This is a genomic window from Allofustis seminis DSM 15817, assembly GCF_000374325.1.
In the GTDB taxonomy this organism is placed as follows: Bacteria; Bacillota; Bacilli; order Lactobacillales; family Carnobacteriaceae_A; genus Allofustis; species Allofustis seminis.
This window is the reverse complement of the sequence record NZ_KB894084.1, coordinates 42,775-64,569: the sequence shown is the minus strand read 5'-3', so window position 1 is coordinate 64,569 and position 21,795 is coordinate 42,775. Positions and strand designations below refer to the sequence as shown.

The window sequence follows — 21,795 nt, the reverse complement described above, 5'->3', positions numbered from 1 at the left end:
AATAGTTTCCTCCTAACTAATTAGAGTCTTTATTTTTTCTTACCAGCAATCGAAACAGCTGGTCCTTTACGAGTGCGTGCGTTATTTTTCGTGTTTTGTCCACGAACTGGTAGTCCACGACGATGGCGCATGCCGCGATATGAACCGATATCCATTAATCGTTTAATGTTTTGGTTAACTTCTCGGCGCAAATCGCCTTCAATTTTAAGTTCATTCACTTGTGCACGAATAGCATCAAGCTCTTCATTTGTTAAATCTGCTACGCGTGTTTCAGGATCAACTTTAGCTGCTTCAAGAACTTTCAATGCTGTCGGACGTCCAATTCCATAAATATAAGTTAGTGATATACCGATGTGTTTGTCACGTGGAATATCAACACCTGCAATACGTGCCATGTATAGCACCTCCTTCACTCATTATTAACCTTGACGTTGTTTATGTTTTGGGTTTTCGCAAATGACCATTACTCGTCCTTTGCGGCGAATAATTTTACATTTACTACACATTTTTTTTACTGATGGTCTGACTTTCATGTCATTATACCTCCTCGAAACTTGGCTTTTTTCATTCTTTTCACTTTTATTTAAATCGATACGTAATGCGTCCACGCGTTAAATCATAAGGTGACATTTCAACAGTTACTTTATCACCTGGTAGGATACGAATATAATTCATACGCATTTTCCCGGAAATGTGCGCGAGAATTTCATGCCCATTTTCAAGTTCTACATTAAACATAGCATTTGGTAATGTTTCAACCACAACACCTTCAATTTCAATTACATCTTCTTTGGCCATTTGGTTTCCTCCTTTTTGTGATATTTGACTGCTGTACTTATTAATAAGCTACCAATAATCATATCATAAAATCGCTATTATAAGCAATAACCATCTCTACTGCTTGCTTTTAGAGTGCGTTTTTGATATCTGTAAAGACAGCTTCTGGACTTTGATCACCATTGACCGCGATAAGGACACCTTCATCTTTATAGAAGTTCACCAATTGGTCCGTTGTTTCTTTGTTCACTCGAATACGATTTTTAACAGTTTCTGGCTTATCATCTTCACGTTGGTAAAATTGTGTGCTACCACAACGATCACATACGCCTTCTTCTTTCGTTGGATTAAAAATCTTATGATAAGTTTCTCCACAATTTGCACAAATGTAGCGTCCGGACAAACGTTGGAGCAGAACTTCTGAGGCCACTTCAATATATATCACTTTATCAATCGCTTTACCAAGTGATTTTAAATTCTCTTTTAAGGCTTCTGCTTGATTGATCGTTCTTGGATAGCCATCCAATAGGAATCCTTGGGCGGTATCCGCTTCTTGGAGTCTTTCTTTTACGATACCGTTTGTAACTTCATCCGGCACTAATTCTCCTGCATCCATATATGATTTTGCTTTTTTACCGAGCTCGGTTCCTGCAGCAATTGCTGCACGAAACATATCCCCTGTTGAAATATGTGGGATTTGATATTGCTCAATAATTCGACTAGCTTGTGTCCCTTTCCCTGCTCCCGGTAACCCGAGTAAAATAACGTTCATTTGTATCCTCCTTATGGAAGTTAATTTATTATGATGATGTGAAAAAGAATGAATAGTACACTCATCTATGACTTATTCATAAATGAAGCCTTGATAGCTATGTTTGCTTAAGAGTCCTTCTAATTGCGCAGTTACATCCAATCCAACACCTACAACAATAAGTAAGCTTGTTCCCCCTAATGTTAATCCTGGGATATTCCAAAAGGCACTCGCAGCAATCGGCAAAATCGCAATCAGCGCTAAATATAATGAACCCACTGTACTTAGGCGTTTGATCATATAACTAATATAATCAATCGTCTCTTGACCAGGGCGTATGCTTGGAATATAACCATTTTGTTTTTGTAAGTTTTCTGCTGCTTTTTCAGGATTTAACTGAATAAATGCATAGAAGAACGTAAACAAAATAATTAATACGACATAGATGCTGGCACCAATCGGTTCTTGAATGTTAAAGATTGTATTAATGGTCTTGTACCATGCTGTATCTGCTGAATTTGCAGCAAATAATCCTAAGAAAATTTGAGGCAACGTCATAAAACTGCTAGCAAAAATAACTGGAACCACACCCGCTGAGTTTAACTTAAGGGGTAACGTTGCAGATTCTTTGCTGACAGCACGTTTTGAATAGCGTACTGGAATGTTCCGACGTGCATTCTCCATATAAATGACAAAAAGTACAAGTAGCACAATGGCAATAACCAACCCGAGTGCAAATAACCACGCTTTAATTTTTTCATCGCCGGCATTCACAATTTGTGTCTGGTAAAAGCGGTGAATATCGTCAGGAATTCGTGAAACGATCCCACTGAAGATCACCAAACTGGTTCCATTGCCCAGTCCATGAACCGAAATCATCTCGCCTAACCATACAACAAACATTGATCCAGCTGTAATAATAATCGCAATCTTAATATAAGTCGCCATGCCCGGATTATGTACAAGTCCGAGACCTGTCAACGTGTTAAATCCGATCGAAATTCCTAATGCTTGTAAGAATGCGACAGCAATCGTTAAGTAACGCGTTGCTTGATTTAACTTTCTTCGTCCAACTTCTCCTTGCTCTGACCACTCTTTAAACGCTGGAATAATATCCATTTGCATCAACTCGATAATAATGGAGCTGGTAATATAAGGGGAAACCCCTAATGCAAAAACAGAATAATTAGACAGCGCTCCACCACCAAAAGTGTTTAACAAGCCAAAAAGACCTGTGTCAGCAAGGTCTCTTAATGCTTTAGCATTTACTCCGGGAACGGTAAGATGTGTTCCAAAACGAAACACCAGTAAAATGCCTAATGTAAACAAAATGCGTTTCAGCACATCTTTTTCTGTGAACGCACCTTTTAATAGTTTGATCATTTAGATCACCTCAGCAGTTCCACCAGCTGATTCGATTGCTTCTTTTGCAGCAGCGGAAAATTTGTGAGCTTTGACTGTTAATTTGTGATCAAGTTCACCTTTAGCGAGCACTTTAACTTCTTTTTTGTTGTTTTTCAAAATTCCTGCTTCAACTAATGTTTCCGGTGTTACGACTGTATCGGCTTCGAATGAATTTAAGGTATCCAAATTCACGATTGCATATTCTTTACGGGTAAAGTTAGTAAATCCGCGTTTTGGTAAGGTTTGGAATAATGGTGTTTGCCCACCTTCAAAAGTAATACGTGGTCCTTTACCGCGAGCGTGTTGTCCTTTTTGTCCGCGTCCACTTGTTTTACCCCAACCGCTCGATGATCCGCGACCGATGCGTTTTCTTGCTTTTCGAGCGCCTTCATTCGGTTTTAGTTCATGAAGTTTCATAACACTGGCACCTCCTTTGATTGAGATTATTCGCTAACTTCTTCTACTTCTACTAAGTGTTTGACTACTTCGATAGTTTTACGGCTTAATTCGTTGTCTTTAACAACATTATGAGAGCCGATTTTTTTTGTGAGTCCTAATGATTGAATCGCATTGTGTTGTTTTTGCGGACGACCAATCAAACTTCTTTTTAGAGTAACTTTTAAGTTTGCCATTGTGTCATCCTCCTTAATCTAATAATTCTTCTACAGATTTCCCGCGAAGTTTTGCAACTTCTTCAGCACGTTTCAATTGTTTGATACCATCAATTGTCGCACGTACCATGTTCACTGCAGTACTTGAACCAAGTGATTTTGAAGAAATATCTTCAACACCTGCTAATTCAAGAACGGCACGCACAGGTCCACCAGCGGAAACTCCAGAACCAGCAACTGCAGGACGTAGCATAACGCGTCCGCCACTATGTACTCCTAAAACTTCATGTGGAATACTTGTTCCAACGATTGGCACTTCAATCAAGTTATTTTTAGCATCTTCAATTGCTTTACGAATTGCTTCTGGTACTTCAAGCGCTTTTCCTGTACCAATTCCTACGTGTCCATTGCGGTCACCGACGACAACTAAAGCGGCAAAGCGAAGATTTCGTCCACCTTTAACAACTTTAGTAACGCGGTTGATTTCAACAACACGATCTTCTAAGTCTAATGTTTTAGCATCGATATGTGATACCATCTAAAATCTCCTCCTCGCTTTAAAAGTCTAGTCCATTTTCACGTGCGCCATCTGCTAATGCTTGAACGCGTCCATGATATTTGTAACCGCTACGGTCAAATACGACTTCTTTAATGTTTTTATCGACTGCACGTTTTGCGATAAGTTCGCCTACTTTTGCAGCTTGTTCAACTTTTGTAAGTTCATCGCTTACGTCACTATCTAAGGTAGATGCACTTGCGAGCGTTACACCCTCTACGTCATCAATTAATTGAGCATAGATGTTTTTGTTTGAGCGGAAGACGCTTAAACGTGGGCACTCAGCAGTACCAGAAAGTCTACGACGAATACGTTTATGTCTATTTAGACGTGTTTTGTTTTTATCTGGTTTTATAATCACAATTGTCACCTCGTATTTTTAATTTATAATCAATCATTTGATTGCATATTATATTTAATTCTTGAATCCATCGTTTCAAATGTAGCAAAAACATTTGGTACGGATTATTTACCGGTTTTACCTTCTTTACGACGCACTTGTTCGCCTTGGTAACGAATTCCTTTTCCTTTGTAAGGTTCTGGAATACGCACGGCACGAATGTTTGCTGCGAGTTCTCCGACTGCTTCTTTGCTAATTCCTTTAACGATAATTTGGTTTTGGTTTGGCGTTTCGATCGTTGTAAGTTCATCGCCTTCAAACTCAACAGGGTGAGAAAGTCCTACGTTCAAGACTAATTTGTTACCTTGCATTTGGGCACGATAACCAACCCCAACCAATTCCAATGTTTTTGAAAATCCTTCAGTAACGCCATCAATCATATTTTGAACGAGTGAACGAGTGGTTCCATGTAATGAACGTACTTCTTTTTGTTCACTGTCACGCGTAAATTCGATGGTGTTGCCTTCGTGATGAATATTGATTTCAGGTCTTAATTGACGTGTAAGTTCACCTTTTTTACCTTTAACGGTGACTACATGATCCTCTGTGAAAGTTACTTCTACACCTTCAGGGATCTCGATAATTTGTTTACCGATACGGCTCATCGGATTACACCTCCTTGTAATAATTTACGATTACCAAACGTATGCTAACACTTCTCCACCGATATTGCGGTTACGAGCGGTTTTGTCTGTGACGACGCCTTCAGATGTGGAAACTAATGCAATTCCTAATCCGTTAAGTACACGTGGTACTTCTGTTGCGCCAGCATAAATGCGTAGACCTGGTTTGGAAATACGTTTAAGTCCTGTAATAACTTGTTCATTATTCGGACCATATTTCAATGTAATAGTAATTACACCTTGGTGTCCATCTTCTTCGAACTTCCAGTCGCGAATAAATCCTTCTTCTTTTAAAATCTCTGCCATCTCACGTTTGATGTTTGATGCAGGGATTGAAACTTGTTTATGTTTTGCAGCGTTCGCATTACGAATGCGAGTTAAAAAGTCTGCAATTGGATCTGTCATTCCCATCTCGATGCCTCCTTTTCCTAACTAGTGAACACTTTTCTTACCAGCTTGCTTTTTTAAGTCCAGGAATTTGTCCTTTATATGCTAATTCGCGTAAGCAAATACGGCATAATTTAAACTTACGATAGACAGAGTGTGGTCGTCCACATCTTTGACAACGTGTGTATTCTTGAGTGGAAAATTTGGCTGGTTTGTTATTTTTATTAATTAATGCTTTTCTAGCCATGTTTTAGTTTCCTCCTATCTTATCGTTGAAATGGCATGCCCAGTTGTGAAAGTAACTCTCTAGCTTCTTCATCAGTTTCTGCCGTTGTGACGATAACGATATCTAACCCACGTACTTTATCTACATCATCGTAACTAATTTCTGGGAAAATTAATTGTTCGCGCACCCCTAATGTGTAGTTGCCGCGTCCGTCAAATGAATTTTTGCTTACACCGCGGAAGTCACGTACACGAGGAAGTGAAACGGACACTAATTTATCTAAGAAATCATACATGCGTTCACCGCGCAAAGTAACTTTTGCTCCGATAGGCATTCCTTCACGTAAGCGGAAGCCCGCAATGGATTTTCTTGCGCGAGTTACGACAGGTTTTTGTCCTGAAATTAAGGTTAATTCGTTAACTGCATTGTCTAAATTTTTTGAGTTATTCACTGCATCGCCAACACCCATGTTCAACACAATTTTTTCAACTTTTGGTGCTTGCATAATAGATGAATATTCAAATTTATCTACTAGACTCGGGCGGATTTCGTTTTCATATCTTTCTTTAAGACGATTCATGCTCTATAGTCCTCCTTCCGACAATTCTTATAATGGGTTATTTGTTTTTTTGGAATAGCGAACTTTTTTACCGTCCTCTACTCTGAAACCAACGCGCGTTGTTTCGCCTGTTTCCGGATCAATTAATTGAACGTTTGATGCGTCAATTGGTGCTTCTTTTTCTACAATGCCACCTTCTTGACCCATACCCATTGGACGTTGGTGTTTTTTCACGATGTTGATATTTTCAACAACTACTTTATTTTGACTAGGAATCGTGTGGATTACTTTTCCTTCTTCACCGCGATGTTTTCCTGCGATGATTCTCACTTGATCTCCTGTTTTAACAAACATACTGCGCACCTCCTTGATACTTTACTTATAGTACTTCTGGCGCAAGTGATACGATGCGCATGAAGTTATTTTCACGTAATTCACGAGCGACTGGTCCAAAAATACGTGTTCCGCGTGGGGATTTGTCTTCTCTAATAATCACACAAGCATTTTCATCAAACTTGATATATGAACCATCTAAGCGACGAGCGCCGGATTTTGTGCGGACAATAACCGCGCGTACCACTTCACCTTTTTTGACAACGCCGCCTGGTGTAGCTTGTCTAACAGAAACAATAACTTCATCACCAATGTTTCCATATTTTACATCACTACCTCCGAGTACGCGGATGACTTTTACAAGACGAGCGCCGGAGTTATCTGCCACTTTCATAATACTTTCTTCTTGAAGCATGTTCGTATCCTCCTTTCAAGCTGTTCCGTCTGAGATTATAAAACGATTGCTTCCTCTACAATCTCTACTAAGCGGAAACGTTTATCTTTTGATAGGGGACGAGTTTCCATAATACGAACTAAGTCGCCCTCTTTTGCTTGATTATTTTCATCATGAGCTTTTAGTCTAGTTGAAAATTTGATTCTTTTACGATATTTAGGGTGTGGTTTACGTGTTGAAATTTCAACAACGATGGTTTTTTCCATTTTATCGGATACCACACGTCCAACATATTCCTTACGATTGTTACGTTCGGCCATTTTCTGCCTCCTTCTTCTCTCGATTCATTCGATCAAACCGACAGACTGTCTACCTAAGCAAGTTCTGCAGCGCGTAAGACGGTTTTTACACGTGCGATATTTTTGCGAACTTGTTTAATGCGTGCAGTGTTCTCTAGCTGCCCAGTTGCTAACTGAAAACGCAAGTTGAACAATTCATCACGGTAGTCAGCTTCTAATTTCACTAATTCTTCAGTGGATAATTCTTTTAATTCTTTAGCTTTCATCCGAGTCACCACTTTCTTCACGAGCAACAAATCTCGTTCTAACTGGTAATTTGTGTGATGCTAAGCGTAAAGCTTCGCGAGCTACTTCTTCTGGAACTCCGGCAACTTCAAACATGATTTTTCCACGTTTTACTGGTGCGACCCATCCTTCTGGTGCACCTTTACCAGACCCCATACGTACCCCAATCGCTTTAGCAGTCACTGGTTTGTGTGGGAAAATTTTAATCCATACTTTCCCGCCACGTTTCATATAACGAGTCATTGCGACACGCGCAGCTTCAATTTGACGACTCGTAATCCATTTGGAATCGACAGCTTGTAGACCATATTGGCCATATGCAATTTCTTTACCGCCTTTAGCTTCCCCGCGCATGCGACCGCGGAATTCGCGACGGTATTTAACACGTTTAGGTACTAACATCGATTATTTTCCTCCTTCCGAATCATCTGCGACTTCTGGAAGAACTTCTCCTTTTGAAATCCATACTTTTACGCCGAGTTTACCATAAGTAGTATCGGCTTCAACGTGTGCATAGTCAATATCCGCACGAATGGTATGTAGTGGAACTGTTCCTTCAGCAAATCCTTCTGTACGCGCCATATCCGCGCCATTCAAACGTCCAGAAACTTGGGTGCGAATACCTTCAGCTCCTGCACGCATGGTGCGTTGGATCGCTTGTTTTTGTGCGCGACGGAATGCGATACGATTTTCTAATTGTTCTGCAATGTTTTCTGCAACAAGTTGTGCGTCAAGTTCAGGTTTTTTGATTTCAATAACATTCACATGAACGCGTTTACCTGTTAAATGATTGAGTTCATTTCTCAATGCGTCTACTTCTGATCCGCCTTTTCCAATAACCATTCCTGGTTTAGCGGTATGAATTGATACGTTGACACGGTTAGCGGCACGTTCAATTTCTACACGTGATACAGAAGCATCGCTCAGTTTTTCATCAATAAGGTTACGGATGGCTAAGTCTTCGTGCAAGATGTCGCCAAAATCTTTGTCATTTGCGAACCATTTTGCATCCCAATCTTGGATAACGCCTACTCGTAAACCATGTGGATTAACTTTTTGACCCATTGTATCTTACCCCTCCTCGTGTTCAGATACCACAATTGTAATGTGGCTTGTGCGTTTGTTGATGCGTGATGCTGCGCCTTGAGCGCGAGGGCGGAACCGTTTTAATGTTGGTCCTTCATCAACGTACGCTTCTTTTACATATAAATCTTCTGCATATAAATCAAAGTTGTGTTCAGCATTTGCGATCGCTGACATCAATACTTTTTCTACGGCTTCAGCTGCACCTCTATTTGCGAAATGAAGGGTAGAAATAGCATCTGCTACATTTTTACCTCGAATAGCATCAACAACTAAACGAACTTTGCGTGGTGCAATGCGTACCGTTTTAGCAACAGCTCTTGCTTCTGTAATGGTTTCTGCCATTATTGTTTCCTCCTTTCGCAATTAAAAGACTTTAGTCGTGCGATCACTTTTTGAGTGTCCGCGGAATGTTCTTGTTGGTGCGAATTCACCGAGTTTATGTCCAACCATATCTTCTTGGATATAGACTGGAACGTGTTTTCTTCCATCATAAACTGCAATCGTATGACCCACAAAGTTAGGGAAAATAGTTGAACGACGTGACCATGTACGGATTACGCGTTTGTTATTTTCGTCCATTTCTTTTACTTTTTTCATTAAATGGTCATCCACGAAAGGTCCTTTTTTCAAACTACGAGCCATCTAGTGCCCTCCTTTACTGGAATGAGTTCTTGATATAGGTGAGGTTGACGCTCACAATGAGCATCAAACCACCTTTTAAATTCACTGTTAATTATTTGTTGCGTTTTTTAGCACGACGACGGCGTACGATTAACGCATCTGATTGTTTTTGACGACGTGTTTTCTTACCAAGTGTTGGTTTACCCCATGGAGTCATTGGGCTAGGCATACCGATACCGGTTTTTCCTTCCCCACCACCATGTGGGTGATCGTTAGGGTTCATAGCAGATCCGCGAACAGCTGGACGTTTGCCTAACCAGCGATTGCGCCCTGCTTTACCAATGCGAACAAGTTCATGTTGTTCATTTCCAACAACACCGATAGTTGCACGGCATTCTGCTAAGATAAGACGGTTTTCGGTTGAGCTTAGACGTACAAGGACATATTTGCCTTCTTTACCTAAAACTTGAGCGCCTGTACCTGCAGAACGAACTAATTGTCCGCCGCGTCCTGGTTTTAATTCGATGTTATGAACCAGTGTACCTACCGGAATGTTTTTAAGAGGTAATGCATTACCTACTTTAATATCTACGCTTTCTCCTGACATTACTTCATCGCCAACTTTAATTCCTTTTGGTGCGATGATGTAAGTTTTTACACCATTTTCGTATTGGATTAAACAAATATTAGCGGAGCGGTTTGGATCGTATTCAATCGTTTTAACAATTCCGCGAATGTCGTCTTGACGACGTTTGAAATCAATAATACGATATTGGTGTTTGTGGCCTCCGCCATGATGACGGGTTGTGATGCGACCTTGATGGTTACGTCCTGCACGTTTTGGATTTGGTACAAGCAATGTTTTTTCAGGTTTTTTTGTCGTAATTTCGCTATTTGTTAATGCGCTCATATTACGACGACCATTTGAAGTCGGTTTATAATGCTTAATTGCCACGTTCTTTCCCTCCTATCGATTTCTTGTAAGTATTTCTTTTATTCTTCGTCGAGTTCTTTACCAAAAATTTCAATATCTTTCGATGCATTAGTTAGAGTTACGATAGCTTTTTTACGGCCTGCGGTAAACCCTTCATAACGACCGAAACGTTTTGCTTTTGGTTTGATGTTCATAATGTTTACTTTTTCAACTTCTACATCAAAGATTTCTTCTATTGCGTGACGAACTTGTACTTTGTTCGCTTTTGGGTGAACGAGGAATGTATATTTCTTGTCATCCATAGCATGTACAGAAGATTCTGTAATGACTGGGCGCAAAATTACGTTACGTGCATCCATTATTGAAGAGCCTCCTCTACTTCATTTAATGCTGCTTTTGTGAAGACGACTTGGTCTGCTGAGATAATGTCCAATACTGAGATGCGACCTGCAAGACTTACTTTAACATTTTGTAAATTATTGGATGCGCGGACAATATTTTCAGTTAACTCATCGACTACAACAAGCACTTTACCAGTAACTTGTAATTGGTCTAAAACAGCTTTAAATTGTTTTGTTTTTGGTTGTTCTAATTGAATTGAATCAACAACGATTAGCTCATTGTCTAATACTTTCTGAGAAAGAATAGATTTGAGTGCTAAACGACGTGATTTTTTAGGTAGACGACTACCATATGAACGTGGGGTCGGTCCGAATACTACTCCACCGCCAACCCAAATAGGTGAGCGCATTGAGCCATGTCGTGCACGACCGGTTCCTTTTTGACGCCATGGTTTTTTACCTCCGCCACGTACTTCACCACGCGTTTTAGTTGCGTGAGTTCCTTGACGTAGACGTGCGCGTTGGCTAACAACTGCGTCATAAATTAATTGATTATTTGGTTCCACACCGAAGACTGCTTCATTTAGTTTTACTTCGCCTTGGTTGGTTCCGTCTTGTGCAAATAATTTAACTGTCGGCATAATTCAAATCCTCCCTTCCTAGTCTAATTGTGTATCGCCGATTTTTACGGCAGATTTAATTTCAACGTAAGATTTTTTAGATCCTGGAACGTTCCCTCTGATGAGTAGTACGTTTCGTTCAGCATCTACGCGAACAATTTCAAGATTTTGAATCGTTACTGTTTTGCCGCCCATGCGTCCTGGCAATTTTTTGCCTTTACGAACGCGAGCTGGTGCTGTTGCAGCTTCCATAGCCCCCGGACGACGGTGGAATCGAGAACCATGAGCCATTGGTCCAGTACTTTGACCATGACGTTTGATGACTCCTTGGAAACCTTTCCCTTTGGTTGTACCCGTAACGTCTACTAATTCGCCTTCTTCAAATAATTCTACGCCTACTGTATCGCCAACGGATACCTCTCCAAGCTCTGCGTTGCGAATTTCTCTAACGAAGCGCTTAGGAGCAGTATCTGTTTTTTTTGCATGACCTTGTTCAGCTTGTGTTGCAAGCACTTCACGTTTATCGAAAGCGCCGAGCTGAACGGATTCATAGCCGTCTGTTTCATTGGTTTTCACTTGTAAAACAACGTTTGGTTGAACTTCGATCACTGTTACAGGAACGAGTTCACCATTATCTGTGAAAACTTGAGTCATTCCGACTTTTTTCCCTAAGATTCCTTTGGTCATGAGTACACCTCCATTTATTCTTTATTTTTATAGCTTGATTTCAATATCTACACCGCTTGGCAAGTCTAATTTAGTTAGAGCATCAACCGTTTTAGGTGTAGGATTGATGATGTCGATCAAACGTTTATGAGTTCTCATTTCAAACTGTTCACGTGAGTCTTTATAGACGTGTGGTGAACGAATGATTGTGAACAATTGACGTTCTGTTGGTAGTGGAACAGGTCCTGCTACTTCTGCGCCTGTACGTGTTGCAGTTTGAACGATTTTCTCTGCTGATTGATCAAGTACACCGTGTTCGTAAGCTTTCAAACGAATACGAATTTTTTGTTTTGCCATGATAACCCTCCTCGCTTATTTAAATAATAAACTAGCTCCGCGAAAATTTCCGGCACACTCTCATGGCTAGCCGGTGCCAACGCACCCTAGTGTGTCGCAACCTCTCACTTCATCGCTGTTTTACCTTAAAAAAGGGCGCACTAATCCCTATCCCTTTCTCAAGGCACATCAAATAGTATACTATGAATGGCTATGGAGTGCAAGGCTTCTTTTATATTTTTCGCTATCTTTTAAAAAGATGGCATCTTTTGCTCAATAAAAAAAGAAAATACCCTTGAAGGGCATTTCCAATTTTTTTTAATACTTAACTTTTACAATAAAATCTGCACCAAAATATGAAAATGATATGCATCTAGTGGCATGAAATAATCAGCACCACTTCATTATTTCATAAAAGCGATGCATTGATAATTATCCACTGGCATAAGAGCATTTTTCTTATAAAATCTTTTTGTTTTTTCACTATTTTCAGTTAATAAAACAATTTGTCGCACATATTGATACTCTTCAAGGATTATTTTTAAAAGTTGACTCCCTAATCCTCTACCTTGATAAGCTTGTAAGATTAAAATATCTTGAATATAAATAATGGTATAACCATCGCCTACAACTCTGGCTAAGCCAATTAATTGCTCATCGTCCCATACAGTCCAAACTTTTAAAGAATTCTTCAAGGCCTTTTCCAGTTGCTCTGGATTAGATGTATAAGCACTCCAAGAGACATCGTCATATAGTCTAAGCACACTATCTAAAACTGGCAATATATCTTCCTTAATTATAATTTTTCCCATTTTATTTCTCCTCAAGCACACTTTATATTCTTCAAAAAATCATCAATTGCCACACATCATTAGAAGCGGCTTTCTTTTTGGCTGCTTTCTTATTTTACAATCCTAATATTTATTAAAATTATCCTATCATATCATCTATTATTTATATACAATTTTCCAACTTCCCTATTTGGTTATCCTATTTTCAATAATTTGACGCTCATCTTTTTGTAGAGAGTTATTATTATTTTGGAAAATAAAAAAGCTGACGCTTAGGCGTCAGCTTTTTTTAATGAATTATTTATCAATTTTTGTTACAACACCAGCACCAACTGTACGGCCACCTTCACGAATTGTGAAACGTGTTCCTTCTTCAACAGCGATTGGTGCAATCAATTCTACATGCATGTTTGTGTTGTCACCAGGCATAACCATTTCGGTTCCTTCTGGTAATGTGATAACACCTGTAACGTCCGTTGTACGGAAGTAGAATTGTGGGCGATAATTTGAGAAGAATGGGGTATGACGTCCGCCTTCTTCTTTTGATAAGACATATACTTCACCTTCAAAGGTTGTATGAGGTGTGATAGAACCTGGTGTTGCTAAAACTTGTCCACGTTCTACTTCATCACGACCTACACCACGTAGAAGTGCTCCAATGTTATCTCCAGCTTCTGCGTAGTCAAGAAGTTTACGGAACATTTCGATTCCGGTAACAGTTGTTTTAGCGGTATCGCGTAAACCAACGATTTCTACTTCATTACCTACTTCAACACGACCTTGTTCTACACGACCGGTTGCTACAGTACCACGTCCAGAAATTGAGAACACGTCTTCAACAGGCATTAAGAATGGTTTGTTAGCGTCACGTTCTGGTTCTGGGATATATTCATCAACAGCATCCATAAGTTCCATCACTTTGTCGCCCCATTTACTATGAGGATCTTCGATAGCTTTCAATGCGGAACCTGCGATAACTGGTGTGTCATCTCCAGGGAAGTCATATTCATTTAGAAGATCACGAACTTCCATTTCAACTAATTCTACAAGCTCTTCATCATCTACCATATCAAGTTTGTTCAAGAATACTACGATGTATGGAACACCAACTTGACGAGATAGTAGGATATGTTCACGAGTTTGTGGCATAGGACCATCAGCTGCAGAAACAACAAGGATTGCACCGTCCATTTGTGCTGCACCCGTAATCATGTTTTTAACGTAGTCAGCGTGTCCAGGTGCATCAATGTGTGCATAGTGACGTTTTTCTGTTTCATATTCTACGTGAGAAGTGTTAATAGTAATTCCACGTTCTTTTTCTTCTGGTGCACCATCAATAGATGCATAGTCTTTTTTCTCTGAAAGACCTTTTTCTGCTAACACTGTTGTAATAGCTGCAGTTAAAGTGGTTTTACCGTGGTCAACGTGACCAATGGTACCAATGTTCATATGTGGTTTTGTACGATCAAATTTTTCTTTACCCATTTTAAATAGTTCCTCCTTAGGATTTTAGATTATTTGGTTTAAAGGGGCATCCCCTTATCTTCAATCATTATACTGATTGAAGGGAGTAAAAGCAACGGATAACGCCTTTTACTCAACTTCAATCAGAATGCTGCATTATTGTTGTCTACCATGACTTTCAATAATTTCATCTGCAATAGATTGTGGAACTTGTGCATAATGTGAGAATTGCATTACGAATGTTCCACGACCTTGTGTAGCTGAACGTAATGTTGTCGCATAGCCGAACATTTCAGATAGTGGCACTTGTCCACGAACGACTGTAACATTTTTACGTTGTTCGCTACCTTCGATGCTTCCGCGACGTGCTGAGATATGACCCATCAAATCGCCAAGATATTCTTCAGGCGCTGTAATCTCTACTTCCATGATTGGTTCAAGAATAACGGCACCTGCACGTTTAGCTGCCTCACGAAGCGCAAGACTTGCTGCCACTTTAAAGGCTGTCTCACTCGAGTCAACATCGTGGTAACTACCATCATAAAGTTTGGCTTTAACGTCAACAAGTGGAAAACCAGCTAAGACACCATTTTCCATTGCTGCTTTAAGTCCATCTTCAACTGATGGAATGTATTCACGTGGTACGACCCCACCGACGATTGCATCTTCAAATTCAAATCCTGCGCCTTCTTCGTTCGGTGAGAATTCGATCCATACATGTCCATATTGACCTTTACCACCAGACTGACGAACGAATTTACCTTCAGCTTCAACTGTTTTCGTAAATGTTTCACGATAAGAAACTTGAGGAGCTCCAACGTTCGCTTCCACTTTGAATTCGCGGCGTAAACGCTCAACGATAACGTCTAAGTGAAGCTCACCCATTCCAGAGATTAATGTTTCGCCAGTTTCTTGGTCTGTTTCAGCACGGAAAGTTGGATCTTCTTCTGCCAATTTTTGAAGGGCAAGACCCATTTTATCTTGGTCCGCTTTCGTTTTAGGTTCGATCGCAACTTGAATTACCGGCTCAGGGAATTCCATTGATTCGAGAATAATTGGTGCATCTTCTGCACATAGTGTATCCCCTGTCGATGTATTCTTAAGTCCAACAGCAGCAGCGATATCACCAGAGAATACTTCTTCAATTTCGCTACGGTTGTTAGCATGCATTTGCAAGATACGTCCAACACGTTCGCGAGTGTCTGATGAGGCATTCAATACATAACTTCCTGCTTCCAATGTTCCAGAATAGACGCGGAAGAATGTTAGACGACCAACGAACGGATCTGTCATCACTTTAAAGGCTAATGCTGCAAATGGTTCATCATCTGATGATGGGCGTGTTTCGATTTTGTCTTCTTCTCCTGGAATATGTCCTTCAATTGCAGGAACATCCAGTGGAGATGGAAGATAATCAATAACAGCATCTAGTACTGGTTGGACTCCGCGGTTTTTGAAGGCGGATCCGCAAAGTACTGGGAAGAATTCAACCGTTAATGTTGCTTTACGGATAGCGGCTTTAATTTCATCGGTTGTAATTTCTTCTCCTTCAAGATATTTCATCATGAAGTCTTCATCATATTCTGAAAGTTTTTCAAGAAGGTTTTCACGCCATTCTTCAGCCAATGCACGATATTCTTCTGGAATTTCGATATGAGAGATATCTTTTCCGAGATCATCGTTATAGATCACAGCATCCATATCTACTAAGTCAATAATTCCTTCAAAATCATTTTCTGCACCAATTGGTAATTGAATTGGGCATGCATCTGCTTGTAAACGATCGGTAATTGTTTTTGTAGCATTTAAGAAGTCCGCTCCGATTTTGTCCATTTTGTTAACGAACACAATACGTGGGACATTATAAGTGGTCGCTTGGCGCCACACAGTTTCAGTTTGTGGTTCTACCCCAGACTGTGCATCCAATACGGTAACAGCTCCGTCAAGAACGCGAAGTGAACGTTCAACCTCTACGGTAAAGTCCACGTGTCCAGGTGTATCAATAATGTTTACTCGATGTTCTCTCCACTGAGCAGTAGTCGCTGCAGAGGTAATCGTAATACCACGTTCTTTTTCTTCTTCCATCCAGTCCATTACGGCTGCACCGTCATGAGTTTCCCCAATTTTGTGCGTACGACCTGCATAGAAAAGAATACGTTCAGTGGTGGTAGTTTTTCCGGCATCAATGTGCGCCATAATACCAATATTACGTGTTTTTTCAAGAGTAAATTGTCTTTTTGCCACTTTTTCGTTACACCTCTTTTTCTTTATTTTTATTTCTGTAAGAAATTATCAATTATGATAAGTTTCTTTAATGTTAAGCGTGGATGATGCTTACCAGCGATAATGTGCGAAAGCTTTGTTTGCTTCTGCCATCTTATGAACATCTTCACGTTTGCGAACAGCTGCGCCTGTGTTATTAGCAGCGTCCATGATTTCGTAAGCAAGACGTTCTTGCATGGTTCTTTCTCCACGAAGGCGTGCATAGTTCACTAACCAGCGCAATGCTAAAGTTGTACGACGTTCCGGACGAACTTCCATTGGCACTTGATAGTTAGAACCTCCTACACGACGAGATTTCGTTTCTAAAACAGGCATGATGTTTTGCATTGCTGCCTCAAAAACTTCTAAAGGATCATTTCCTGTTTTATCTTTAATAATGTCAAATGCTTCATATAAGATAGTAATTGATTTTCCGCGTTTTCCGTCAACCATGACTTGATTAATCAAACGAGTTACAAGTTTTGATTGATAAATCGGATCTGGCGCAACATCTCTTTTTGGTGCTGGACCTTTACGAGACATAGCCCCTCCCCCTTTCTTAAAATCTATTCCAAATGGTTAATCTTTTTTATTCTTTAGGTTTTTTTGTTCCATATTTAGAACGGCCTTGTTTACGATCCGTTACGCCTGCAGTGTCAAGTGCACCACGAACGATATGGTAACGTACCCCTGGTAAGTCTTTTACACGACCACCGCGAATAAGGACCACGCTGTGTTCTTGTAAGTTGTGACCTTCACCCGGGATATATGCAGTAACTTCTACTTGGTTCGATAAACGAACACGCGCATATTTACGCAATGCAGAGTTCGGTTTTTTAGGGGTCATGGTTCCGACACGCGTACATACTCCACGTTTTTGTGGGGAAAGGACACGCGTTGGACGACGTTTTAATGTGTTAAATCCTCTATTCAAAGCAGGTGATTCAGATTTTTCTACTTTGCTTTTTCTAGGACTGCGAACTAACTGGTTAATTGTTGGCATATTTATCCTCCTTCCAACAGTGTTTCACTTAAAATTTTTAGACCACACATCCAGGCGTTTGCAACTCATCAAAATTATAAATCGCCTTATAATATAAAGCGATTGGATGAATGTATCGTCTGTACTCAATGGGATCCTTGCCATTAAGGCATAAGGGTCCCGCTTTAAGCACCTTCATTAGAATAACATGCCCCTTTTAACGTGTCAACTAAAAAAATAAAAAAATCATCTACTTTTTTCGGCAATTTATACTCTACCTCTTATGAAAACAAAAACTACCATTATATATTATTTCTATCGCCAAAAATGTCCCTCTTTTTTTCGCCTTCATTTTTAAAAAATGAAGGCTTCTGCCTTTCATAAATTTCTCGTTGCATATCATAGATAAATGTCGGGTAATATAAAAAAGCTAACCCTTTAAAGAGTTAGCTTTTTTCTTTTTATTCTACTTCTTCAATAACATCTTCGCCATCTTCTTGTGGGATAACATTCGGGCCAGTGTAATAAGGCTCAATTGCGTTATAAATTTTCATTCCCGTTCCAGCTGGAATAGATTTTCCAATGATGACATTTTCTTTCAGTCCAATAAGTTCATCTTCTTTTCCACGAATGGCAGCATCTGTTAAAACGCGTGTCGTTTCTTGGAATGAAGCAGCCGATAAGAAACTATTAGTTTCCAAGGCAGCTTTGGTAATTCCTAAAAGGACTGGACGTGCAGTCGCTGGTTGTCCACCAGATTTCAATGTTTGTGTAATTTGATTTTTAAAGTCATGGATGTCCATTAAAGCTCCTGGCAACAGATCTGTATCGCCTGGATCAAGGACGCGCACTTTTCTAAGCATCTGACGCACGATAACTTCAACGTGTTTATCGCCAATTTCAACCCCTTGGCTACGATATGCATATTGAACTTCTTTGAGCATATAGCTTTGAAGTGTCATAATATCGCTTACTGCAAGCAGTTCTTTTGGATCGATTGACCCTTCATTTATTGGTGCTCCACGTTCAATCACATTACCAATTTCAACTTTCATACGCGCATTGATTGGTAAAGTATAAGCACGTGTATCGGTAGCGCCTTTAATCGTAACTTCTTTCAGACGTTCCGCAACATTCTCTTCAATCGAGATAACTTCACCTTCGACTTCACTAATTGTTGCTTGTCCTTTTGGATGACGTGCTTCAAATATTTCTTGAACACGTGGAAGCCCTTGCGTAATATCATCGCCCGCAACACCACCTGTGTGGAATGTACGCATTGTTAGCTGTGTTCCTGGTTCACCGATAGATTGTGCCGCAATTGTTCCAACTGCTTCGCCGACTTCTACTTCATGTCCTGTCGCTAAGTTGCGGCCATAACATTTACGGCAGACGCCATGGCGTGTGTTACAGTTGAATACTGAACGAATTGGCACTTCTTCATAACCCGCTTTAATAATTTTGCGAGCAATATCTTCTGTAATCATTTCATTTGCCTTCACAAGTATTTCGCTTGTTTCAGGATGAAGCAGCGTGCGCAAACTATAACGACCCGTAATACGTTCTTCAAGCGACTCGATCTCTTCTTTGCCATTTTTAAGTGCTCTAGCTACAAGTCCACGTGATGTGCCACAATCTTCTTCGCGAATAATCACATCTTGCGCCACATCGACCAAGCGGCGGGTTAAGTAACCAGAGTCTGCTGTCTTGAGCGCTGTATCGGTCATTCCTTTACGTGCACCGTGCGTTGAAATGAACATTTCCAAAACGCTTAAACCTTCGCGGAAGTTTGAAGTGATTGGCAATTCCATAATTTGTCCATTAGGGCCAGCAATCAATCCGCGCATTCCCGCAAGCTGTGTCAAGTTCGAAACGTTACCACGTGCACCCGAATCACTCATCATAAAGATATTATTATTTTGTTCCAATGAATGTACAAGATGATCTTCAATAGTATCACGTGCTTGTGTCCAAACATCGATAATATTTTGGTAGCGTTCTTCTTCTGTAATCAAACCGCGACGATAAGTAGCATTGATACGTTCGACTTTTTCTGTCGATTGTGCTAAAATTTCAGGTTTTTCTTCTAATGTAATAACATCAGCAACACTGACAGTAATACCTGATTTCGTTGCATAAGAATAACCAAGGTCTTTCATCTCATCAAGCATGCGACTTGTTTCCGTCACTTTGAAACGCTTGAATACTTCGGCGATAACATTTCCCAAATCTTTTTTCTTAAATGGTGAAACAATCGGCATTTCTCGAATGGCTGCTTTGATATCTACGCCATAAGGGACGAAATATTTATCAGGTGTCTGTTCTTCCAAATTATAAATGGATGGTTCATTTAAATATGGGAACTCTTTCGGCATAATACCATTAAAGATAATTTTTCCGACCGTTGTGATCATATATTGATCACGTTGAGCTTTTGAGAATGTTTTCTCTGGAAGGTCCGTTGGGCGAATTGCAACACGTGAGTGCAGATGAACATAGCCTGTCTTATATGCTTGGTAAGCTTCATTACTGCTTGAAAAGACCATTCCTTCACCTTTAGCTCCTGGTTGTTCAATTGTTAAATAATAATTTCCTAAGACCATGTCCTGTGAAGGTGTTACAACTGGGCGACCATCTTTCGGGTTCAAAATATTTTGAGCACCGAGCATTAAGATGCGCGCTTCAGCTTTAGCTTCTTCGCTCAGTGGAACGTGAACTGCCATCTGGTCCCCATCAAAGTCCGCATTATATGCCTCACATGCTAATGGGTGCAAGCGAATAGCGCGGCCATCCACGAGCACTGGCTGAAATGCTTGGATTCCTAATCGGTGTAGGGTTGGGGCGCGGTTTAAAAGGACAGGATGTTCACGAATTACATCTTCAAGCACTTCCCAAATATCATTGTCCAAGCGTTCAATTTTGCGTTTGGCATTTTTGACGTTAGTCGCTAGATTGCGTGCTACTAATTCTTTCATAACAAATGGTTTGAAAAGCTCGATCGCCATCTCTTTTGGCAGACCGCATTCATACATTTTTAAGTTCGGACCGACAACGATAACAGATCGTCCCGAATAATCTACACGTTTTCCTAGCAAATTCTGACGGAAGCGTCCTTGTTTTCCTTTCAGCATATGAGAAAGTGATTTCAACGGACGATTTCCTGGTCCTGTTACTGGACGGCCACGGCGCCCATTATCAATTAGAGCATCGACTGCTTCTTGTAACATACGTTTTTCATTTTGAACGATAATATGCGGTGCATTCAAATCAATCAATCGTTTTAGACGATTGTTGCGGTTAATTACACGACGATATAAATCATTCAAATCGCTCGTTGCAAAACGACCACCGTCCAGTTGAACCATTGGACGTAGATCTGGTGGGATGACTGGGATAACATCCATGACCATCCAGTCAAGCTCATTACCACTCGCAATAAATGCATCTAAAATATCAAGGCGGCGAATCGCGCGTGTACGGCGTTGACCCGTTGCAGTTTGTAAGAATTCTTTTAATTCTTCAACTTCTTTTTCTAAATCGACTTCTTTTAAGAGAAGGCGAATTGCTTCGGCACCGATTTCAGCATAGAATGCATTGCCATATTGCATGCGATAGTCATGATATTCGAACTCATTTAATAATTGTTTTTTCTCTAGGTCAGTGTCGCCTGGATCAATCACAACATAGGAAGCATAGTAGATAATTTCTTCTAGACTTCGTGGTGACATATCTAAAATCAACCCTAAGCGACTTGGAATCCCTTTAAAGTACCAAATGTGGGTAACAGGCGTAGCTAGCTCCAAATGTCCCATACGTTCGCGGCGTACTTTAGAGCTTGTGACTTCTACACCACAACGATCACAAACGACACCCTTGTAGTGAATACGGCGATATTTTCCGCAGGCACATTCATAATCTTTTGTTGGCCCAAAAATGCGTTCATCAAAAAGTCCGTCTTTTTCTGGTTTCAATGTGCGATAATTAATCGTTTCCGGCTTGGTTACTTCTCCATAAGACCAGCTGCGAATTTTTTCAGGTGAAGCAAGTCCAATACGGATACTTTCAAATTTATTTACATCAGCCAAGG

Annotated in this window: 31 protein-coding genes and 1 pseudogene; all 32 read right to left on the bottom strand. The window is 40.3% G+C overall.

Going from position 1 to position 21,795, the window contains the following annotated elements; all coding sequences use genetic code 11:
• Nucleotides 1–29: 29 nt before the first annotated feature.
• The gene (gene rpsM / locus C231_RS0105810; protein WP_018659690.1) at nt 30–395 is read right to left on the bottom strand and encodes a 30S ribosomal protein S13; all 366 of its coding nucleotides are present in this window, start codon (nt 393–395) and stop codon (nt 30–32) included.
• A 24-nt stretch (nt 396–419) separates the two neighbouring features.
• Nucleotides 420–533, bottom strand: coding sequence for a 50S ribosomal protein L36 (gene rpmJ, locus C231_RS0105805; protein ID WP_018659689.1), 114 nt, complete (start codon nt 531–533; stop codon nt 420–422).
• A gap of 46 nt (nt 534–579) precedes the next feature.
• Nucleotides 580–798 (bottom strand): translation initiation factor IF-1, encoded by a 219-nt coding sequence (gene infA, locus C231_RS0105800; protein WP_018659688.1) that lies wholly within the window; start codon nt 796–798, stop codon nt 580–582.
• A gap of 109 nt (nt 799–907) precedes the next feature.
• Nucleotides 908–1,549: an adenylate kinase gene (locus C231_RS0105795; protein ID WP_018659687.1), complete on the bottom strand. Its 642-nt coding sequence runs from the start codon at nt 1,547–1,549 to the stop codon at nt 908–910.
• A 72-nt stretch (nt 1,550–1,621) separates the two neighbouring features.
• Entirely contained in the window at nt 1,622–2,911 is a 1,290-nt protein-coding gene (gene secY / locus C231_RS0105790; protein ID WP_018659686.1) for a preprotein translocase subunit SecY, read from the bottom strand.
• Nucleotides 2,912–3,349, bottom strand: coding sequence for a 50S ribosomal protein L15 (rplO, locus tag C231_RS0105785; protein ID WP_018659685.1), 438 nt, complete (start codon nt 3,347–3,349; stop codon nt 2,912–2,914).
• A gap of 26 nt (nt 3,350–3,375) precedes the next feature.
• Nucleotides 3,376–3,564, bottom strand: a complete 189-nt coding sequence (gene rpmD, locus C231_RS0105780) for a 50S ribosomal protein L30 (protein WP_018659684.1) — start codon at nt 3,562–3,564, stop codon at nt 3,376–3,378.
• Nucleotides 3,565–3,577: 13 nt separating this feature from the next.
• Entirely contained in the window at nt 3,578–4,081 is a 504-nt protein-coding gene (gene rpsE / locus C231_RS0105775) for a 30S ribosomal protein S5 (protein ID WP_018659683.1), read from the bottom strand.
• 19 nt (nt 4,082–4,100) lie between these two features.
• Nucleotides 4,101–4,460, bottom strand: a complete 360-nt coding sequence (gene rplR, locus C231_RS0105770; RefSeq protein WP_018659682.1) for a 50S ribosomal protein L18 — start codon at nt 4,458–4,460, stop codon at nt 4,101–4,103.
• 104 nt (nt 4,461–4,564) lie between these two features.
• Entirely contained in the window at nt 4,565–5,104 is a 540-nt protein-coding gene (rplF, locus tag C231_RS0105765) for a 50S ribosomal protein L6 (RefSeq protein ID WP_018659681.1), read from the bottom strand.
• A gap of 30 nt (nt 5,105–5,134) precedes the next feature.
• Nucleotides 5,135–5,533 carry a 30S ribosomal protein S8 gene (gene rpsH / locus C231_RS0105760; RefSeq protein WP_018659680.1) on the bottom strand — a complete coding sequence of 133 codons (399 nt, stop codon included), beginning with the start codon at nt 5,531–5,533 and terminating at the stop codon, nt 5,135–5,137.
• Nucleotides 5,534–5,570: 37 nt separating this feature from the next.
• The gene (locus C231_RS0105755; protein ID WP_018659679.1) at nt 5,571–5,756 is read right to left on the bottom strand and encodes a type Z 30S ribosomal protein S14; all 186 of its coding nucleotides are present in this window, start codon (nt 5,754–5,756) and stop codon (nt 5,571–5,573) included.
• 19 nt (nt 5,757–5,775) lie between these two features.
• The gene (gene rplE / locus C231_RS0105750; protein ID WP_018659678.1) at nt 5,776–6,315 is read right to left on the bottom strand and encodes a 50S ribosomal protein L5; all 540 of its coding nucleotides are present in this window, start codon (nt 6,313–6,315) and stop codon (nt 5,776–5,778) included.
• 27 nt (nt 6,316–6,342) lie between these two features.
• Nucleotides 6,343–6,648, bottom strand: coding sequence for a 50S ribosomal protein L24 (gene rplX / locus C231_RS0105745; protein ID WP_018659677.1), 306 nt, complete (start codon nt 6,646–6,648; stop codon nt 6,343–6,345).
• Between the two features lie 25 nt (nt 6,649–6,673).
• Nucleotides 6,674–7,042, bottom strand: coding sequence for a 50S ribosomal protein L14 (gene rplN / locus C231_RS0105740; RefSeq protein ID WP_018659676.1), 369 nt, complete (start codon nt 7,040–7,042; stop codon nt 6,674–6,676).
• A 35-nt stretch (nt 7,043–7,077) separates the two neighbouring features.
• Nucleotides 7,078–7,341, bottom strand: a complete 264-nt coding sequence (gene rpsQ / locus C231_RS0105735; RefSeq protein ID WP_018659675.1) for a 30S ribosomal protein S17 — start codon at nt 7,339–7,341, stop codon at nt 7,078–7,080.
• A 53-nt stretch (nt 7,342–7,394) separates the two neighbouring features.
• Nucleotides 7,395–7,586 (bottom strand): 50S ribosomal protein L29, encoded by a 192-nt coding sequence (gene rpmC / locus C231_RS0105730; protein ID WP_018659674.1) that lies wholly within the window; start codon nt 7,584–7,586, stop codon nt 7,395–7,397.
• Nucleotides 7,576–8,007, bottom strand: coding sequence for a 50S ribosomal protein L16 (gene rplP / locus C231_RS0105725; RefSeq protein ID WP_018659673.1), 432 nt, complete (start codon nt 8,005–8,007; stop codon nt 7,576–7,578). Before rplP ends, rpmC begins: the two co-directional genes overlap by 11 nt.
• Nucleotides 8,008–8,010: 3 nt before the next feature.
• Nucleotides 8,011–8,670: a 30S ribosomal protein S3 gene (gene rpsC / locus C231_RS0105720; RefSeq protein WP_018659672.1), complete on the bottom strand. Its 660-nt coding sequence runs from the start codon at nt 8,668–8,670 to the stop codon at nt 8,011–8,013.
• A 6-nt stretch (nt 8,671–8,676) separates the two neighbouring features.
• Entirely contained in the window at nt 8,677–9,033 is a 357-nt protein-coding gene (rplV, locus tag C231_RS0105715; RefSeq protein WP_018659671.1) for a 50S ribosomal protein L22, read from the bottom strand.
• A 21-nt stretch (nt 9,034–9,054) separates the two neighbouring features.
• Nucleotides 9,055–9,333, bottom strand: coding sequence for a 30S ribosomal protein S19 (rpsS, locus tag C231_RS0105710; RefSeq protein WP_018659670.1), 279 nt, complete (start codon nt 9,331–9,333; stop codon nt 9,055–9,057).
• A gap of 91 nt (nt 9,334–9,424) precedes the next feature.
• Complete coding sequence (gene rplB / locus C231_RS0105705; protein ID WP_018659669.1) at nt 9,425–10,267, bottom strand: 50S ribosomal protein L2; 843 nt, start codon at nt 10,265–10,267, stop codon at nt 9,425–9,427.
• Between the two features lie 38 nt (nt 10,268–10,305).
• Nucleotides 10,306–10,605, bottom strand: a complete 300-nt coding sequence (rplW, locus tag C231_RS0105700; RefSeq protein ID WP_018659668.1) for a 50S ribosomal protein L23 — start codon at nt 10,603–10,605, stop codon at nt 10,306–10,308.
• Nucleotides 10,605–11,228: a 50S ribosomal protein L4 gene (gene rplD, locus C231_RS0105695; protein WP_018659667.1), complete on the bottom strand. Its 624-nt coding sequence runs from the start codon at nt 11,226–11,228 to the stop codon at nt 10,605–10,607. Before rplD ends, rplW begins: the two co-directional genes overlap by 1 nt.
• Nucleotides 11,229–11,246: 18 nt before the next feature.
• The gene (gene rplC, locus C231_RS0105690) at nt 11,247–11,894 is read right to left on the bottom strand and encodes a 50S ribosomal protein L3 (protein WP_018659665.1); all 648 of its coding nucleotides are present in this window, start codon (nt 11,892–11,894) and stop codon (nt 11,247–11,249) included.
• A 27-nt stretch (nt 11,895–11,921) separates the two neighbouring features.
• A complete protein-coding gene (gene rpsJ / locus C231_RS0105685) occupies nt 11,922–12,230 on the bottom strand; it encodes a 30S ribosomal protein S10 (RefSeq protein WP_018659664.1) in 309 nt (102 codons plus the stop codon).
• Between the two features lie 383 nt (nt 12,231–12,613).
• Complete coding sequence (locus tag C231_RS0105680) at nt 12,614–13,021, bottom strand: GNAT family N-acetyltransferase (protein WP_018659663.1); 408 nt, start codon at nt 13,019–13,021, stop codon at nt 12,614–12,616.
• Nucleotides 13,022–13,297: 276 nt separating this feature from the next.
• Nucleotides 13,298–14,485: an elongation factor Tu gene (gene tuf / locus C231_RS0105675; protein WP_018659662.1), complete on the bottom strand. Its 1,188-nt coding sequence runs from the start codon at nt 14,483–14,485 to the stop codon at nt 13,298–13,300.
• A 135-nt stretch (nt 14,486–14,620) separates the two neighbouring features.
• A complete protein-coding gene (fusA, locus tag C231_RS0105670; RefSeq protein ID WP_018659661.1) occupies nt 14,621–16,708 on the bottom strand; it encodes an elongation factor G in 2,088 nt (695 codons plus the stop codon).
• A gap of 90 nt (nt 16,709–16,798) precedes the next feature.
• Nucleotides 16,799–17,269 carry a 30S ribosomal protein S7 gene (gene rpsG / locus C231_RS0105665; RefSeq protein ID WP_018659660.1) on the bottom strand — a complete coding sequence of 157 codons (471 nt, stop codon included), beginning with the start codon at nt 17,267–17,269 and terminating at the stop codon, nt 16,799–16,801.
• Between the two features lie 46 nt (nt 17,270–17,315).
• A complete protein-coding gene (gene rpsL / locus C231_RS0105660; RefSeq protein ID WP_018659659.1) occupies nt 17,316–17,729 on the bottom strand; it encodes a 30S ribosomal protein S12 in 414 nt (137 codons plus the stop codon).
• Nucleotides 17,730–18,262: 533 nt separating this feature from the next.
• Nucleotides 18,263–21,793, bottom strand: a pseudogene (rpoC, locus tag C231_RS0105655) (DNA-directed RNA polymerase subunit beta'); the annotation flags it as partial.
• Nucleotides 21,794–21,795 lie beyond the last annotated feature (2 nt).

What these genes read in the sequence shown, in the direction of transcription:
- rpsM (WP_018659690.1), bottom strand. Translation starts at nt 395, where the DNA reads ATGGCACGTATTGCAGGTGTTGATATTCCACGTGACAAACACATCGGT.
- rpmJ (WP_018659689.1), bottom strand. Translation starts at nt 533, where the DNA reads ATGAAAGTCAGACCATCAGTAAAAAAAATGTGTAGTAAATGTAAAATT.
- infA (WP_018659688.1), bottom strand. Translation starts at nt 798, where the DNA reads ATGGCCAAAGAAGATGTAATTGAAATTGAAGGTGTTGTGGTTGAAACA.
- C231_RS0105795 (WP_018659687.1), bottom strand. Translation starts at nt 1,549, where the DNA reads ATGAACGTTATTTTACTCGGGTTACCGGGAGCAGGGAAAGGGACACAA.
- secY (WP_018659686.1), bottom strand. Translation starts at nt 2,911, where the DNA reads ATGATCAAACTATTAAAAGGTGCGTTCACAGAAAAAGATGTGCTGAAA.
- rplO (WP_018659685.1), bottom strand. Translation starts at nt 3,349, where the DNA reads ATGAAACTTCATGAACTAAAACCGAATGAAGGCGCTCGAAAAGCAAGA.
- rpmD (WP_018659684.1), bottom strand. Translation starts at nt 3,564, where the DNA reads ATGGCAAACTTAAAAGTTACTCTAAAAAGAAGTTTGATTGGTCGTCCG.
- rpsE (WP_018659683.1), bottom strand. Translation starts at nt 4,081, where the DNA reads ATGGTATCACATATCGATGCTAAAACATTAGACTTAGAAGATCGTGTT.
- rplF (WP_018659681.1), bottom strand. Translation starts at nt 5,104, where the DNA reads ATGAGCCGTATCGGTAAACAAATTATCGAGATCCCTGAAGGTGTAGAA.
- rpsH (WP_018659680.1), bottom strand. Translation starts at nt 5,533, where the DNA reads ATGGGAATGACAGATCCAATTGCAGACTTTTTAACTCGCATTCGTAAT.
- C231_RS0105755 (WP_018659679.1), bottom strand. Translation starts at nt 5,756, where the DNA reads ATGGCTAGAAAAGCATTAATTAATAAAAATAACAAACCAGCCAAATTT.
- rplE (WP_018659678.1), bottom strand. Translation starts at nt 6,315, where the DNA reads ATGAATCGTCTTAAAGAAAGATATGAAAACGAAATCCGCCCGAGTCTA.
- rplX (WP_018659677.1), bottom strand. Translation starts at nt 6,648, where the DNA reads ATGTTTGTTAAAACAGGAGATCAAGTGAGAATCATCGCAGGAAAACAT.
- rplN (WP_018659676.1), bottom strand. Translation starts at nt 7,042, where the DNA reads ATGCTTCAAGAAGAAAGTATTATGAAAGTGGCAGATAACTCCGGCGCT.
- rpsQ (WP_018659675.1), bottom strand. Translation starts at nt 7,341, where the DNA reads ATGGCCGAACGTAACAATCGTAAGGAATATGTTGGACGTGTGGTATCC.
- rpmC (WP_018659674.1), bottom strand. Translation starts at nt 7,586, where the DNA reads ATGAAAGCTAAAGAATTAAAAGAATTATCCACTGAAGAATTAGTGAAA.
- rplP (WP_018659673.1), bottom strand. Translation starts at nt 8,007, where the DNA reads ATGTTAGTACCTAAACGTGTTAAATACCGTCGCGAATTCCGCGGTCGC.
- rpsC (WP_018659672.1), bottom strand. Translation starts at nt 8,670, where the DNA reads ATGGGTCAAAAAGTTAATCCACATGGTTTACGAGTAGGCGTTATCCAA.
- rplV (WP_018659671.1), bottom strand. Translation starts at nt 9,033, where the DNA reads ATGGCAGAAACCATTACAGAAGCAAGAGCTGTTGCTAAAACGGTACGC.
- rpsS (WP_018659670.1), bottom strand. Translation starts at nt 9,333, where the DNA reads ATGGCTCGTAGTTTGAAAAAAGGACCTTTCGTGGATGACCATTTAATG.
- rplW (WP_018659668.1), bottom strand. Translation starts at nt 10,605, where the DNA reads ATGGATGCACGTAACGTAATTTTGCGCCCAGTCATTACAGAATCTTCT.
- rplD (WP_018659667.1), bottom strand. Translation starts at nt 11,228, where the DNA reads ATGCCGACAGTTAAATTATTTGCACAAGACGGAACCAACCAAGGCGAA.
- rplC (WP_018659665.1), bottom strand. Translation starts at nt 11,894, where the DNA reads ATGACCAAAGGAATCTTAGGGAAAAAAGTCGGAATGACTCAAGTTTTC.
- rpsJ (WP_018659664.1), bottom strand. Translation starts at nt 12,230, where the DNA reads ATGGCAAAACAAAAAATTCGTATTCGTTTGAAAGCTTACGAACACGGT.
- C231_RS0105680 (WP_018659663.1), bottom strand. Translation starts at nt 13,021, where the DNA reads ATGGGAAAAATTATAATTAAGGAAGATATATTGCCAGTTTTAGATAGT.
- tuf (WP_018659662.1), bottom strand. Translation starts at nt 14,485, where the DNA reads ATGGGTAAAGAAAAATTTGATCGTACAAAACCACATATGAACATTGGT.
- rpsG (WP_018659660.1), bottom strand. Translation starts at nt 17,269, where the DNA reads ATGTCTCGTAAAGGTCCAGCACCAAAAAGAGATGTTGCGCCAGATCCG.
- rpsL (WP_018659659.1), bottom strand. Translation starts at nt 17,729, where the DNA reads ATGCCAACAATTAACCAGTTAGTTCGCAGTCCTAGAAAAAGCAAAGTA.